This is a genomic window from Thalassovita mediterranea, from assembly GCF_001458435.1.
In the GTDB taxonomy this organism is placed as follows: Bacteria; Pseudomonadota; Alphaproteobacteria; order Rhodobacterales; family Rhodobacteraceae; genus Thalassobius; species Thalassobius mediterraneus.
Genome location: NZ_CYSF01000005.1, coordinates 131888 through 146038 on the forward strand (window position 1 = coordinate 131888; position 14151 = coordinate 146038).

A 14151-nucleotide genomic window follows, 5' to 3' on the forward strand; every position below is an offset into this window, starting at 1 on the left:
GATGTAACAATGCGCGCTTTATTCAAAGGCCTCTCTATGCTAGCCTTAGGGAAAGCAAATTTAGCCAGACCGGACCAAATCCGGCAGTGCAGAGGCAGATATGGCAGTTACCGAACGACTCCGTCAGGGGCGGCATGTTCTATTTGGCATGCTGATTCTCACCCTCATTACGACCTTTGCTGCGCTTCCGCAGCGGGTGCAGGCAGCGCCCTATGCAGCGATGGTTGTCGACGCCCGCGATGGGCGCGTGATCCATTCGCGCAATGCTGACACACGGTTGCATCCCGCATCCCTCACCAAAATGATGACCCTCTACATCGCCTTTGAAGCGGTAGAGCGCGGTGAGATCAGTCTGGACACCAAGGTCCGCATTTCCAAACATGCAGCCTCTGAACCACCCTCGAAACTGGGGCTGGTGGCTGGTCAGCGCATCAAGCTGCGTTACCTGATCCGCGCGGCCGCGGTCAAATCCGCCAATGACGCCGCAACTGCGATCGGCGAAGCGATCTCAGGTTCGGAAAAAGCATTCGCAGCCCGGATGAACCGCACGGCCAAGGCCCTGGGAATGTCGCGCACCACCTTCAAGAACGCTCATGGCTTGACCCAAAACGGCCACATGTCCACCGCACGGGATATGACCACGCTGGGGCGGCACATCTTTTATGACTACCCAGAATACTACAACCTGTTCTCACGCAAATCGACCGACGCTGGCGTCAAGAAGGTGAACAACACCAACCGCCGCCTGCTTGCAAACTATCGCGGCGCGGATGGGATCAAGACCGGTTACACCCGCGCGGCAGGTTTCAATCTGGTGGCCTCCGCAGAGCGCGGCAAGGAACGCATTATTGCAACCGTTTTTGGTGGCCGCTCCACCGCGACGCGCAACAAACGGGTAGCGGAGCTGCTGGACATGGGTTTCCGCAAGGCGCCGACCCGCGTGGCGGTGCGCAAACCTGCACGCCCTGTCTATGGCGCAGAACCCGGCACTGGCAAAACCATCCGCACGGTCACCACGGTGAAGAAGAGCCTACGCCCCGTCGCCCGCCCAGGCGCTGCCCCTGAAAAGGCACCCGTACTGCTGGCGCTGAGTGATGAAATCAACCAAGCCGTAGCAGAAGCCAAAGCAAACACCCGCCCCAAACCCAAAATGGAGGCGAAAGAGGTCGTTCTGGCCAGCACCGCGCCCGCCGAACCTGTCGCCCCCGCGCCTACCCTGACCCCCACCCTAACCGAAGATGGGCAAGAGGTGGTTGCGCGCCTGTCCACATCGGGCGGCAACCATTGGGGCATCAACGTGGGCCGTTTCCCCAGCCGTTATGCGGCAGAACGGATGCTGGTCAAAACCGCACTGACGGAGATGACCACGCTGGACGGTTCGCTGCGCAAGGTAGTGAAACGCAAAGCAGGCTTTGACGCGCAGTTCATGGGCATGCCACGGGAAAAGGCCGATCTGGCCTGCCGCCGCCTACAGGCGCGGCAAGTAACCTGCTTCATGGTTGGGCCGGGTTAAATCGCCCCCGCAACAGCACAAAACAAAGCCCCCGCTGCGCATACGCCAGCGGGGGCTTTGTTTTGACGACCTGCAGAGCGTTAGCCTTTCGGCTTGTCGTCATACTCATCACTGAGAATACGCTGACTGTTGCCCTCGGGGTCGTCATACTGATTGCTGCGCACCGTGTAGACAAAAGCGCCAAGCCCCACGCCCCCAAGAAGGAGGGAGATCGGGATCAGATAGGCGATGATTTCCATCGAAAGGTTCCTTTGGTGCGGATGCCATAGCGGCGGTCAGACGCGCACCCTAACGATGACTGCAAACCGCCGCTTTGAGGTAGCGCAAGTTTTGCCGCGAAGTGGTTAACGCAGACGCAGCGCGTTCAAGGACACTGTAATCGAACTGGACGACATGGCCAAGGCCGCGACCAAGGGTGTGGCCAGACCAATCACCGCAATCGGCACAGCGATTACGTTGTAAAGCGTAGCAATCTGGAAGTTTTCGCGGATCCGTTTCGTCGCCGATTGCGCCGTGTCCAGCGCATCCGCGATGGGCGACAGGTCCCCGCCCAGCAGCACGATATCAGATGCCACCCGCGCCGCATCCAGGGCAGATGCAGGCGAAATAGACACATGCGCCGCCGACAAAGCGGCCGTGTCGTTCAGGCCGTCACCGACCATCAGCACCTTTTTGTCCTGCTGGGTCAGCATCTGCACCCGCGCGGATTTATCGGCAGGCAGTGCCTCGGCCATCCAGTTCTTGATGCCCAGCCGGTCTGCCAGCGCCTCCACCGCGCCGGTGGTATCACCAGAGATCAGCAACACGTCCTTACCTGCCGCTTGCAGGGCAGATACCGCCTCTGCCGCACCATCACGCAGACGGTCGGTGAAGGTGAAGGCCACGGGCGCCTCGCCCTCAATCGCCAACCAGCTAACGGTCAATGCGGCACTAACACTGGCGTTTTCCGCGCCCACCCATGCGGCACGCCCCAGACGGACCTGTTTGCCGTTCCAAACCGCCTCGGTCCCGTAGCCCGGAACCTCGCGCAGATCTGTCACCTCAGCCACATCTGCGCCCTCTGCAGCAGCGACCAGCGCGCGTGACAGCGGGTGCGATGACCCAGCCGCCAATGCCAGCGCCACAGATACATGCGCAGGCGTATGGTCGGACAGGTTGGTCAGTTCCGGCGTGCCAGCGGTCAGCGTGCCGGTTTTGTCGAACACCACCGTGTCTACCTGTGCCAGCCGCTCTAACGCGGTGGAGTGTTTGATCAGCATTCCCTTGCGGAACAACCGGCCAGAGGCCGCAGTGGTCACCGCAGGCACAGCCAGACCCAACGCACAAGGACAGGTGATGATCAAAACCGCAGCCGCAATATTCAGCGAGGTGCGCATGTCACCGGAATAAATCAGCCAACCAAGGAAGCTAAGCGCCGACAGGATATGCACACCGGGCGCATAGAGTTTCGCCGCACTATCCGCCAGCGAGGTGTAGCGCGACCGTCCCGATTCCGCGATGGCGACCAGTTCGGCCATCTGATGCAGCGACGTATCCTTACCCACGGCGGTGGCACGCACCACCAGCGGGCCGGTCAGGTTGACCTCCCCGCTGGACACGATCTGTCCGGCGGCTGCGAAGACCGGCAGGGTTTCACCCGTCAGCAGCGACCGGTCCAGTTCTGAGGTGCCTTCGACAATTTCCCCGTCCACCGGCATCCGCCCACCCGGGCGCACCAGCACCAGATCGCCAACGGCAACTTCGGCCACGGGCACGGTTACCTCTTCGCCGTCACGCAGCAGGATCGCGCGGGGCACCTCAAGCGCGGCCAGCTCTTCGGCGGCAGAACGGGCAACGGCGCGGGTGCGATGGTCCAGATAACGGCCCGCCAACAGGAAAAACACCAATGTTAGAGCCGCATCAAAATAGGCATGTTCGCCCGACAGCGAGGTTTCCCAAAGCGATGTGACAACCGCCAGCACAATCGCCAGCACAATCGGCACATCCATATTCAGACGCCCCGCCTTCAGCGCAGACCAAGCATTGCGGAAAAATGGCTGACCGGAAAACACAATGGTCGGCAGTGCAATTGCGGCAGAGATCCAGTGGAACATGTCCCGCGTCGCGGCCTCTGCCCCCGACCAGACGGACACCGACAGCAACATCACGTTCATCGAGGCAAAGCCAGCAACCGCCAGCCGCATCAACAGTTCGCGCCCTGCCTTATCCGTTTCAGTCGCGCTCAGCGCGCCTGCATCCAGCTCATGCGCTTGATAACCCACATCCTCCAACGCGGCGATCAGCGGGGTTGGCGTCACCTCTGGATCCGCCTCGACCAATGCCCGTTTCAGCGTCAGGTTGACCCGTGCCTCACGCACCCCTGGCACCGCCGCCAATGCCTTTTCCACCGTGGTGATACAGGCGGCGCAATGCACCGCAGGTACGGACAACGCCAGCCGCGCCTCTGTCGGGGCACTAGCATCAGCAATTGCGTCGGCCGAGGGCGCGGCGACACAGGCGGGACAGGCTGCCAGTTGGGGACGCAGGGCTTCGGTCATGGGATCAGCGCACCACGCTTACAATGACGCGCTGATTGAACGGCGTACCATCCGCCGATTCAGCCCGCATGCGCAGGTTCCAGTTGCCATCGGCCAATTCCATCGGCGCCACATAATCCGTGCCATCGAAGGTAAAGGCAGGTTCGACGTCATCGGCCACATGGGTCGCGCGCCCCAGCACCGCATAGAGCGACGACACCTCAACAGGGGTGCCGTCAGCGTTGCGGATCGACAGGCGCAGTACGCCTGCCTCATGGGTGCCGGCCACATCCCAGCCCAGCGCCTCTTGCGCCGCTTTGCGTTCGTCGAACTGCTGCGAAGCGACGTAAGAGTTCTTTACCTCCAGCCCAGGGAAGGTTTTCACCGCGTTCACCGCAAGGGTGATGTTCACCGCGATGATGACCCCGAAGGCCACGACAAAGATTGCCAGAACATGTTTACCGGTCAGTTCCTTGGTCACGGTCAGTTTCCTTTTCCGTTAAAGATAGTGTCTTTGAACGCACGATCCCCATTGCTGGTGTCTTCGACCCAAATACGGAAATCGACACGTTCTGACAGCGACGCCTCTGTGCCCTTGGGCGCAGTCACGTAGACACGTTGCAGGCTCATGGTATCAGCCGGAACGTTTACAGTCTGCCCTTCGACACCTTCTAGGCGGACCGACAGGTCGTCGTTGCCGGAAATGGTAATCTCGAACAGGCGATCATCGCCATTTTTGTTCCGCAAACGCACATCATAGGTGTTGCGGATGGTTCCATCAGACAACAGCACATAGGTCGGGTTGCGCACCGGTGCGACGGTCAGTTCAATGACCGGACGAATGAACAGCGCCACCAACAGCGCCACACCCACGGCAGACCACAACGAGGTGTAGAGGATCGTACGCGGACGGAAGATGTGCTTCCACACCGATTTGGGCGGTTTGCCAGCCTGTTCGGCGGTCTCATCGGTCAGCGCCAGATAATCGATCAGACCACGCGGCTTGCCGATTTTGGCCATCACATCGTCACAGGCGTCGATGCACAGACCACAGGTGATACATTCCATCTGCTGCCCATCGCGAATGTCGATGCCCATCGGGCAGACGTTCACACAGGCCATACAGTCGATACAATCACCCTGCGGTGCTGCATCCGCAGCCTGCGCCTTCTTACCCTTCAGCTTGCCGCGCGGCTCACCACGCCAGTGGCGGTAGCCGATGGTCAGGGTGTCTTCGTCCATCATCGCGGCCTGAATACGCGGCCAGGGGCACGCGTAGATACAGATCTGTTCACGCGCGATCCCACCAAAGAAGAAGGTGGTCGCAGTCAGGATCAGCATGGTGGAATAAGCAATCGGGTGCGCATTCATTGTCACCAGATCCATCGCCAGCTGCGGTGCATCGGTGAAGTAGAAGACCCACGCACCGCCCGTGGCCAGCGCGATCAGGAACCACAGGACAAACTTGGTCACACGCAGCCGAAGCTTACGCGCGTCCCACTTTTTCTGACGGTGCAAACGCAGACGGGCGTTACGGTCGCCCTCGACCCAGCGTTCAACCAGAATGAACAGGTCGGTCCAAACAGTCTGTGGACAGGCATAGCCACACCATACACGCCCCAATGCCGAGGTGAACAGGAACAGCCCCAATCCCGCCATCACCAAGAGGCCGGCAACAAAGTAAAATTCGTGCGGCCAGATCTCGATCCAGAAGAAATAGAAGCGGCGGTGCGCCAGATCGACCAAAACAGCCTGATCAGGCAGATTCGGGCCACGATCCCAGCGGATCCAAGGCGTCAGGTAATAGATACCCAAAGTGATCGCCATGATCACCCATTTCATATTGCGAAAGGCACCGCTGACACGACGCGGGAAGACAGGCTCGCGGGCGGCATAAAGGCTCGGGGGGGTATCGGGTTGGGTTTGCGACACGGACTCGCTCCGTTTGGCTAGAGAATTCAGTATCTTTTCACAGACTCACCCGACTGAATACTTTGACCTGCATCAAACTCACATCTGGAATTCACCTATTGGCCGCTTTGTCGCACCAACCAATTCGCAAATATCTTTAGCGGCGGACGCTGCACACCGGGTCGGGTGACCATATGATAGCCCTTGGCGCGCTCTGTACTTTTGTCTTCTTCGAACAACACGCGCAGGCGGCCTGCCTGAATATCAGGTTCGATCAAGGCGCGGGCGCAAACCCCTACCCCTTGCCCCATGCGCAGCGCCTCAAGCATCAGGTTGCCCGGCATCGACGACATACCCAATGCGGGATCGCTCATCACACCGCGCTGGCGCAACAATTTGCTGGCCTCATGCGTGCCCAACTCTTGCAACCACGGCAGGCCCAGTAAATCTTCGGGCAGTAGGTCCGGCGTTTTGGGCACCAGATCTGACGCTGCAACCAAAACTACCGGCGATGGAACCAATAATCGCACCGCGAGCCCAGGCCAAATCCCGTCGCCATAGCGCAACGCAACATCAATCCCGCCCGGTTCCAACGGTTTCAGATCTGCCGAGGGATCAATCATCAGCGCAACATCTGGGTGCTTGCTACGAAAATCCGCCAATCGTGGCATCAACCAAGCTGCGGCAAACGACGGTGTGACCGAGATTTGCAAGGGCCGCGTCGAATCGCCTGCGGTCAACTCCTCAACCACGCGCTCCATTTCCCCAAATCCGCGCGCTGTTGCCTCTGCCAGCTGTTGCCCGGCAGCGGTTAGATGGGTCTGCCGCCCACGCCGATCCAGCAGGGTCAGCCCCAGCTCCGCCTCTAGGGCCTTGATCTGCTGTGATATTGCCGCATGGCTGACATTCAACGACCGACCAGCGGCAGACATATTGCCGGTTTCATGAAAGGCCAGAAAGGCCCGCAATGCCGTCATCGGCGGTAGGGAGCGCCAACCCATATGTAACACCACCTTACATATCAAAATCCTAAGTGCAGTCGTCAAAGCCTAACTAACAGGCCAAAGATTACCAGGACAGCACACAGAAGGATTAGATCATGTTTAACATCTTTGCACAAAGCTTCCTGACTGCAACCCGCCAAACAGGTCAGCCCAGCGCGCGTCAGGTAACGGGTAGAAGAGACCCCAAACATCGTTCAGCGGACCATCGCGCAGCCAAACCACGGCTGCGTGCAGGGGGCAAGATCGGCCAAAATCAAACGTCCATTTCAGGCCGTAGGCATTAAAAAAGCCCCGGCAAAATTGCGGGGCGGAACCAAATACCTAACAAAAGCGGCACCGGCCTTCCAGGAAACGCGCGAACAGGACGGAAGGGCCGGTGCCAGCCCCTGGGGCGTCGGGAAACGCCCCGGGGTATTTCGGTGTTACTGACCACCACCACGGGTGTGGACGTAGGTGGCAACCGCGCGGATCTCTGCCTCGGAGAGGCGCTCTGCCCAGGCTGGCATAGCGCCATAACGGGCATTGTAGACCGACTCGCGGATGGCGTCGTAACTGCCGCCATAGAGCCAGATTGCATCCGAAAGCTTCGGCGCACCTTGATCTATGTCACCTTCGCCGCTTTCACCGTGGCACGATGCGCAGTTTTCTTCGAAAACAACGGCACCATCGGCAACCATTGTGGCGTCTTTCGGTTCACCCGACAGAGACATCACATAGTTCACGACCTGATCGATCTGCTCAACTTCCAGCAGTTCGTCTTTGCCGAAGGCCGGCATTTCCGACTGACGCAGGTAGTCTTCGTCGGTGGGCTGACGCACGCCAACAGTGATCGTGGTGTGGATCGATTCGATGTCACCACCCCAGAGCCAATCATCGTCGATCAGGCTGGGATAGCCGACTGCACCGTCTGCACCGGAACCGTGACACTGTGCACACCAGGTTTTGAAAACTGCAGCACCGGCCGAGTTTGCATAGCCTACCAGCTCTGCGTCATCAGCAATTGCAGTCAGCTCGGCCGAAGCCAGCTTGGTGTTCATCGGCGCCTGACGGGCTTCGAACTCGGCGATGTCTTGAGCGACTTCACCGCGGGTCGAGAAGCCCAAGAAGCCGGGGGTGGCTTCTTTCAGCAGCGGCCATGCAGGGTATGCAGCCACATAGTAGAGGCCCCACACGATACAGGCGTAGAAGGTCCACAGCCACCAGCGCGGCAGCGGCGTGTTCAGTTCCTCGATGCCGTCCCAGGAATGGCCCGTGGTGCCGACGTCTTGGTGTTGCGTTGGTTTTTTAGCCATTTCTCACGCCTCCTTGGCGTCACCGCTGCGTACAGCGGGCTTGTCTTCGTGCCGGAAGGGGATATCCGCGACGTTGCTGTAGGTCTTGGTGCTTCCGGGGCGCATTACAAAGAACACGACCCCCATGAAGAACCCAAACAGCGTCAAGAGCATCCAGCTATCCGCAAACTCTCTGAGCAGGGAATAGGTTTCCATGTCCTGATCCCTCCTTAGCGGCTTGCATCAGGGGTGAAGGTCGAGAAATCAACCAAGGTGCCCAGCATCTGCAGATAGGCGATCAGCGCATCCGCTTCGGTCAGTTCTGCAGTGCCGTCGAAGTTACGCACCTGAACCGAGTCCTCACCGTAGCGTTCCAACAGACCGTCATAGTCGCTGTCAGGATCCGCCTGAGCGGCAAAGTCAGCCTCGGCGTTGGCGATCATGTCGTCGGTGTAAGGCACACCTACGATACGGTTGGTCGCCATCAGTTCACCGATGTAACGGCTGTCCAGCTTTGCATGCTCAAGGAAGCCATACTTCGGCATCACCGATTCAGGCACCACGGCCTGCGGATCGCGCAGGTGGTCTGCATGCCATTCATCCGAATAGCGACCACCAACACGGGCCAGATCAGGACCGGTCCGTTTGGAGCCCCACTGGTGCGGGTGATCGTATTTCGATTCCGCAGCCAGCGAATAGTGACCGTAACGTTCATGTTCATCGCGCATCGGGCGGATCATCTGACTGTGGCAGACGTAGCAGCCTTCGCGCATATAGATTTCACGGCCAGCCAGTTCCAACGGGGTGTAGGGGCGCATGCCCTCTACATCCTCGATGGTGTTTTCCAGCCAGAACAGCGGTGCGATTTGCACGATGCCGCCGATGGTTACGACCAGAAAGGCAAAGATTGCCAACAGGGTAACGTTTTTCTCGAGGATCGCGTGTTTATCAAGAATTGCCATCTGTCCGGCCCTCCTTATTCAGCCGGGACTGCAACGGGACCCTGTGCCTCAGTGGCAGGGGAGCGTTTCACAGTCATCCAGAGGTTGTAGCACATGATGATTGCACCAGCGAGGAACATAACCCCACCCAGGCCGCGCACAACATACATCGGGAACTTGGCGCTTACGGTGTCGGCGAACGAGTTCACCAGGAAGCCGTTTGCATCAACTTCACGCCACATCAGGCCTTCCATGATGCCGGTCACCCACATGGAGGCGGCGTAGAAGATGATGCCGATGGTGGCCAGCCAGAAGTGCCAGGATACCAGGCGCAGGCTGTAAAGACCGGTGCGGTTCCACAGCTTGGGTACCAGGAAGTACAGCGCACCAAAGGTGATCATGCCGTTCCAACCCAGAGCGCCAGAGTGTACGTGACCAATGGTCCAGTCAGTGTAGTGCGACAGCGAGTTCACGGCGCGGATCGACATCATCGGACCTTCGAAGGTCGACATGCCATAGAAGCCGATCGAGATCACCATCATACGGATCACAGGGTCGGTGCGCAGCTTGTCCCATGCACCCGACAGGGTCATCAGACCGTTGATCATGCCGCCCCAGCTGGGCATCCACAGAACAACCGAGAACACCATGCCAAGGGTCGAAGCCCAGTCAGGCAGCGCGGTGTAGTGCAGGTGGTGCGGACCAGCCCAGATGTACAGGAAGATCAGCGCCCAGAAGTGGATGATCGACAGTTTATAGGAATAAACCGGACGCTCAGCCTGTTTGGGAACAAAGTAGTACATCATGCCGAGGAAACCCGCGGTCAGGAAGAAGCCCACAGCGTTGTGGCCGTACCACCACTGAACCATTGCGTCCTGAACACCGGCGAAGACCTGAACCGACTTGGAGCCGAAGATCGAAACCGGGATCGCCAGGTTGTTGACGATATGCAGCATCGCGATGGTGATGATGAAGGCGAGGAAGAACCAGTTTGCCACGTAGATGTGGGGCTCTTTCCGCTTCATGATGGTGCCAGCAAAGACCAGCAGGTAGCAAACCCAAACAATGGTCAGCCACAGGTCGATGTGCCATTCGGGTTCAGCGTATTCTTTCGCGTTGGTTGCACCCAAGAGGTAGCCGGTTGCTGCCATCAGGATGAACAGCTGGTAACCCCAGAAAACGAACCACGCCAGATTGCCGCCCCAAAGACGTGCAGCAGAGGTCCGCTGTACAATGTAGAAAGAGGTGGCCAGCAGTGCGTTACCGCCGAATGCGAAAATAACCGCCGAAGTGTGCAGTGGGCGAAGACGACCAAAGTTGGTGTAGCCCTGCATGAAATCGAGGTTGAGTGCCGGGAAAGCCAGCTGGAATGCGATGACGACACCCACGAGGAAGCCCACCACCCCCCAGAAGGCGGTCGCGATCACGCCGAAGCGGATCACACCATCCAGATATTCACCCGATACGTCTGCACCAGCCGGCTCATCGGTCCGGCGCAGTGTGTAAATAAAGGCCACGATCGCGAACGATGCTGCAATCAGCATATTCACGGTGTAGGCCAGATCGCGACCATAGTTGGCCGCGATCAGCGCCCCAAGCGCAGCCAAACCAAGCACGATCAGCTTGATATAGTTAACCATTTTGCGTCCCTTCGTCTCTGAACCCACGTGATTCTTTATCGCGCGGGCGGTTCCAGACTGGCGGTTTTTTGCGTTTCCACGCGTTTCAGCGCCTTGATCTGCATCAAGACTCCGCTCTGTAAACATCATCTAACATGGGCAAAACGCACATTGATGCGTATCAAAGTCGCATCAGTTTCCCGAGGTTAGGCTGCGCGACATCCAATTCGGACAGGAGATTTCGCAAATGGCCTATAAAACACTGTTCTCTGCGCTGTCGGATCCTGACCTGATGCCCAGTTTGATAGATCAATCTGCGGCGCTTGCGCGAAAGTATGACGCACACTTTGATGCGCTTTGCCTTGGCGTCGATCGGACCCAAGCGGGATATTATTATGGCGGCGGTAACGCGATGGTCATTCAGCAATCGCTTGAACGTGCCCATGACGAAGTGAAAGCGCTAACCGAAGAAGCCGAACGCCGCCTGCACACCCAAGATATCCTTTGGGGTTTAGACAACGGCGTGACCCAACTGGCAGATATGGGACGCCATATCGGCAATCGCGCCCGCTTCAGCGATCTGGGGATCGCTGCGCGCCCCTATGGCGAAGGCATGGGCATCGAACTGGAGGGTATCGTCGAAGCGATGCTGTTCGACGGCGGCATTCCCGTGATGGTGATCCCGACCGAGGCGAAACCCATTGTAACGCCAAAAGTGATCACCCTAGCGTGGAACGAAAGCCCCGAAGCATTGGCCGCAACCCGGGCGGCCTTGCCAATTCTGCAAGAAGCTGACCGCGTGCGCGTTGCGGTGATTGATCCCCCGCAACATGGCCCAGAACGATCCGATCCCGGTGGCCGCCTATCACAGTTTCTGGCCCGCCACGGTGTGCGGGCGGAAATCGACGTGCTGTCCAAAACCATGCCGCGCGTTGCAGATGTCATTCTGCGCCATGTCGCGGATGGCGCCTCTGATCTGGTGGTTATGGGCGCTTATGGGCATTCGCGCTTCCGCGAGGCAATCCTTGGCGGTGCGACAAGGGACATGCTGGAACTGTCCCCCGTGCCAGTCTTCATGGCACATTAAAACCCAGCCAGGCTTTCAAAACACAAAAGGCGGACCATCAGGTCCGCCTTTTCTATACTCATCATTGATAACGGATCAGGCAAACATACCGCCGTCGCTGTCATCACCTGCCTCGATCAGCAGGCGATCCAGATCCGGTACCGTCACGTGACGTTTGCCTTCCAGTTGGATCACACCATCCCGCTTGAGCGCAGAGATTTGGCGGCTCACGGTTTCCAGCGTCAGACCCAGATAATCAGCCATTGCCTCACGGGTTAGCGGCAGATCAAAAACCAGTTTACCTTTGGCAGGGCGCAAATGTAGCGTCGCATCACGGCGCGCGATAATCGACAACAGGCTGGCGATCTTTTCACGTGCAGTTTTACGGCCCAGCACCAGCATCCATTCACGCGCCGCGTCCAGTTCATCCAGCGTCATTTCCAACAGACGCTGAGCAACATGCGGCGTTTCCACCATCATCTTCTCAAACGGCTTCTTGCGGAAACAGCACATCACCAGATCGGTCGTCGCAACCACGTCATAGGCAGACCCCTCGCGTCCCGGACGACCGACAAAGTCGCTGGGCAGCAGCAGGCCAACCATCTGGGTGCGCCCATCTTCCATGGTTTGGGTCAAGGTCGCGATGCCGGAAACGACGGACCCGACAAAGTCCATCTGATCCCCCGACCACACGACAGTCTGACCTGCCTGAAAGCTGCGATAGTATTTTATGGCATCCAGCTGTTCCAATTCATCCGCATCGCAACGGGCACAAACAGCCCTGTGGCGAATCGGACAGTCCGCACAATCGTGCGCCTCAGGCAGGGAAATCTCTTTGTACATTGGACCGTTCGCGCTTGATCTGGGTCAAGGATAGCATGACCTCGTTCTCATAAATGCTATTCGCATGGAAACGAAAACGCAACTTGCCAAACTGGGACTGTTTGACGCGAAGGTCCCGCGTTACACATCTTACCCGACGGCCCCGCACTTCTCGACCGAGGTTAACGGCTCGGATTATGCCAACTGGATCAGTGCCTTGGCACCTGAATCCAGTGTCTCTCTCTATGTGCATGTGCCATTTTGTCGCCGGTTGTGCTGGTTCTGTGCCTGCCGCACTCAAGGGACCCAAAGTGATTCTCCCGTCGCCGCCTATTTGGAGACGCTGAAGGCGGAACTGAAGCTGCTGAAACAGCAATTGCCGGACGGCATCACCCTATCACGGCTGCATTGGGGCGGTGGGACGCCCACCTTGTTGAGCCCTGAGATGATGAACGATCTGGCAGAAGCAATCGCGGACGTTGCACCCTTTGCGCCCAACGCAGAGTTTTCAGTCGAGATTGACCCGAACGAAATCGACGATGCCCGCCTGAAGGTGTTGGCCGCAGCGGGGATGAACCGCGCTTCGATCGGGGTTCAGGATTTTGATGACGAAATCCAGCAAACCATCGGCCGTATCCAGGGCTATGACGTCACCCGCGACGCGGTCGAGGCGATCCGGTCCCATGGTGTTTACAGCCTGAACGCCGACATTCTGTTTGGCCTGCCGCACCAAAGCCAAGAACGCATTACGGAAAGCGTACAGAAGCTTCTGTCGCTGGAACCTGATCGCGTTGCCCTTTACGGCTACGCCCATGTGCCGTGGATGGCCAAACGCCAGCAGATGATCCCGTCGGATGCCCTGCCCACCCCCGAAGAGCGGTTGGAGCTGTTTGAAACCGCCCGTCGTCTGTTTGTCTGGGACAACTACGCCGAAATCGGCATCGACCACTTCGCCACGCAGGACGATGGCCTGACCATCGCCCAGAAAGCAGGGCGTTTGCGCCGGAATTTTCAGGGCTACACCGACGACACCGCCGAGGTGCTGATCGGGGTTGGTGCGTCTTCCATTTCGCGGTTCCCGCAGGGGTTCACTCAGAACGCACCGGCCACTGGCGCGCATACCGCCGCGATCCGCGAAGGGCGGTTTTCGGTCACCAAGGGCCACCGTTTCACCGATGAGGATCGCCTGCGCAGCCGGATGATCGAGATGATCATGTGCGACTTCAAGATCGACAGTGCGGAGTTGATGGAAAGCTTCGATGTCTCGCGCCTGCGTCTGCAAGGTATGCTGGACGAGGCGGATCAGGCTTTCGCCGGATTGCTGGATCGTCGCAATGGCGACCTGTTCATCCCCGAGGCGGCACGCCCCCTGACCCGCATGATCGCCCGCGCCTTTGACGCCTATGATCTGTCAAAGGCTGGGCATAGCTCGGCGATTTAAGACAGAGCGCAAGAAGCAAAATGCCAAATCAAAGATTTGGCAGCGCC

13 protein-coding genes are annotated in these 14151 nt (G+C 58.6%); 3 read left to right on the plus strand and 10 right to left on the minus strand.

The window, feature by feature from the left end:
* Positions 1–148 precede the first annotated feature (148 nt).
* Positions 149–1513, plus strand: a complete 1365-nt coding sequence (locus TM5383_RS03625) for a D-alanyl-D-alanine carboxypeptidase family protein (RefSeq protein WP_231725022.1) — start codon at positions 149–151, stop codon at positions 1511–1513.
* An 80-nt stretch (positions 1514–1593) separates the two neighbouring features.
* On the opposite strand, the gene ccoS is transcribed toward TM5383_RS03625, so the two are convergent.
* From ccoS to ccoN, 9 genes are all read right to left on the minus strand, one after another.
* The gene (gene ccoS, locus TM5383_RS03630; RefSeq protein WP_058317690.1) at positions 1594–1752 is read right to left on the minus strand and encodes a cbb3-type cytochrome oxidase assembly protein CcoS; all 159 of its coding nucleotides are present in this window, start codon (positions 1750–1752) and stop codon (positions 1594–1596) included.
* A gap of 105 nt (positions 1753–1857) precedes the next feature.
* Positions 1858–4050: a heavy metal translocating P-type ATPase gene (locus TM5383_RS03635; protein ID WP_058317691.1), complete on the minus strand. Its 2193-nt coding sequence runs from the start codon at positions 4048–4050 to the stop codon at positions 1858–1860.
* Positions 4051–4054: 4 nt separating this feature from the next.
* Entirely contained in the window at positions 4055–4516 is a 462-nt protein-coding gene (locus TM5383_RS03640) for a FixH family protein (RefSeq protein WP_058317692.1), read from the minus strand.
* Positions 4513–5961, minus strand: a complete 1449-nt coding sequence (gene ccoG, locus TM5383_RS03645; protein ID WP_058317693.1) for a cytochrome c oxidase accessory protein CcoG — start codon at positions 5959–5961, stop codon at positions 4513–4515. Before ccoG ends, TM5383_RS03640 begins: the two co-directional genes overlap by 4 nt.
* A 95-nt stretch (positions 5962–6056) precedes the next feature.
* The gene (locus TM5383_RS03650; protein ID WP_058317694.1) at positions 6057–6941 is read right to left on the minus strand and encodes a LysR family transcriptional regulator; all 885 of its coding nucleotides are present in this window, start codon (positions 6939–6941) and stop codon (positions 6057–6059) included.
* Between the two features lie 425 nt (positions 6942–7366).
* Positions 7367–8236, minus strand: coding sequence for a cytochrome-c oxidase, cbb3-type subunit III (gene ccoP, locus TM5383_RS03655; RefSeq protein WP_058317695.1), 870 nt, complete (start codon positions 8234–8236; stop codon positions 7367–7369).
* A gap of 3 nt (positions 8237–8239) precedes the next feature.
* Positions 8240–8431, minus strand: coding sequence for a CcoQ/FixQ family Cbb3-type cytochrome c oxidase assembly chaperone (locus TM5383_RS03660; protein ID WP_058317696.1), 192 nt, complete (start codon positions 8429–8431; stop codon positions 8240–8242).
* A 14-nt stretch (positions 8432–8445) separates the two neighbouring features.
* Positions 8446–9177: a cytochrome-c oxidase, cbb3-type subunit II gene (gene ccoO / locus TM5383_RS03665; RefSeq protein WP_058317697.1), complete on the minus strand. Its 732-nt coding sequence runs from the start codon at positions 9175–9177 to the stop codon at positions 8446–8448.
* Between the two features lie 14 nt (positions 9178–9191).
* Complete coding sequence (gene ccoN, locus TM5383_RS03670) at positions 9192–10796, minus strand: cytochrome-c oxidase, cbb3-type subunit I (protein ID WP_058317698.1); 1605 nt, start codon at positions 10794–10796, stop codon at positions 9192–9194.
* Between the two features lie 226 nt (positions 10797–11022).
* Between ccoN and TM5383_RS03675 the strand changes: the two genes are divergently transcribed.
* Positions 11023–11862: a universal stress protein gene (locus tag TM5383_RS03675; protein ID WP_058317699.1), complete on the plus strand. Its 840-nt coding sequence runs from the start codon at positions 11023–11025 to the stop codon at positions 11860–11862.
* A gap of 75 nt (positions 11863–11937) precedes the next feature.
* On the opposite strand, the gene fnrL is transcribed toward TM5383_RS03675, so the two are convergent.
* Positions 11938–12684, minus strand: coding sequence for a transcriptional regulator FnrL (gene fnrL, locus TM5383_RS03680; protein WP_058317700.1), 747 nt, complete (start codon positions 12682–12684; stop codon positions 11938–11940).
* A 64-nt stretch (positions 12685–12748) separates the two neighbouring features.
* Between fnrL and hemN the strand changes: the two genes are divergently transcribed.
* Complete coding sequence (hemN, locus tag TM5383_RS03685; protein ID WP_058317701.1) at positions 12749–14104, plus strand: oxygen-independent coproporphyrinogen III oxidase; 1356 nt, start codon at positions 12749–12751, stop codon at positions 14102–14104.
* Positions 14105–14151 lie beyond the last annotated feature (47 nt).

Bases quoted from the DNA above. Each gene is read 5' to 3' on its own strand.
- ccoO (WP_058317697.1), bottom strand. From the start codon at position 9,177: ATGGCAATTCTTGATAAACACGCGATCCTCGAGAAAAACGTTACCCTG.
- TM5383_RS03675 (WP_058317699.1), top strand. From the start codon at position 11,023: ATGGCCTATAAAACACTGTTCTCTGCGCTGTCGGATCCTGACCTGATG.
- TM5383_RS03625 (WP_231725022.1), top strand. From the start codon at position 149: ATGCTGATTCTCACCCTCATTACGACCTTTGCTGCGCTTCCGCAGCGG.
- fnrL (WP_058317700.1), bottom strand. From the start codon at position 12,684: ATGTACAAAGAGATTTCCCTGCCTGAGGCGCACGATTGTGCGGACTGT.
- TM5383_RS03650 (WP_058317694.1), bottom strand. From the start codon at position 6,941: ATGGGTTGGCGCTCCCTACCGCCGATGACGGCATTGCGGGCCTTTCTG.
- ccoN (WP_058317698.1), bottom strand. From the start codon at position 10,796: ATGGTTAACTATATCAAGCTGATCGTGCTTGGTTTGGCTGCGCTTGGG.
- hemN (WP_058317701.1), top strand. From the start codon at position 12,749: ATGGAAACGAAAACGCAACTTGCCAAACTGGGACTGTTTGACGCGAAG.
- TM5383_RS03635 (WP_058317691.1), bottom strand. From the start codon at position 4,050: ATGACCGAAGCCCTGCGTCCCCAACTGGCAGCCTGTCCCGCCTGTGTC.
- ccoP (WP_058317695.1), bottom strand. From the start codon at position 8,236: ATGGCTAAAAAACCAACGCAACACCAAGACGTCGGCACCACGGGCCAT.
- TM5383_RS03660 (WP_058317696.1), bottom strand. From the start codon at position 8,431: ATGGAAACCTATTCCCTGCTCAGAGAGTTTGCGGATAGCTGGATGCTC.
- ccoS (WP_058317690.1), bottom strand. From the start codon at position 1,752: ATGGAAATCATCGCCTATCTGATCCCGATCTCCCTCCTTCTTGGGGGC.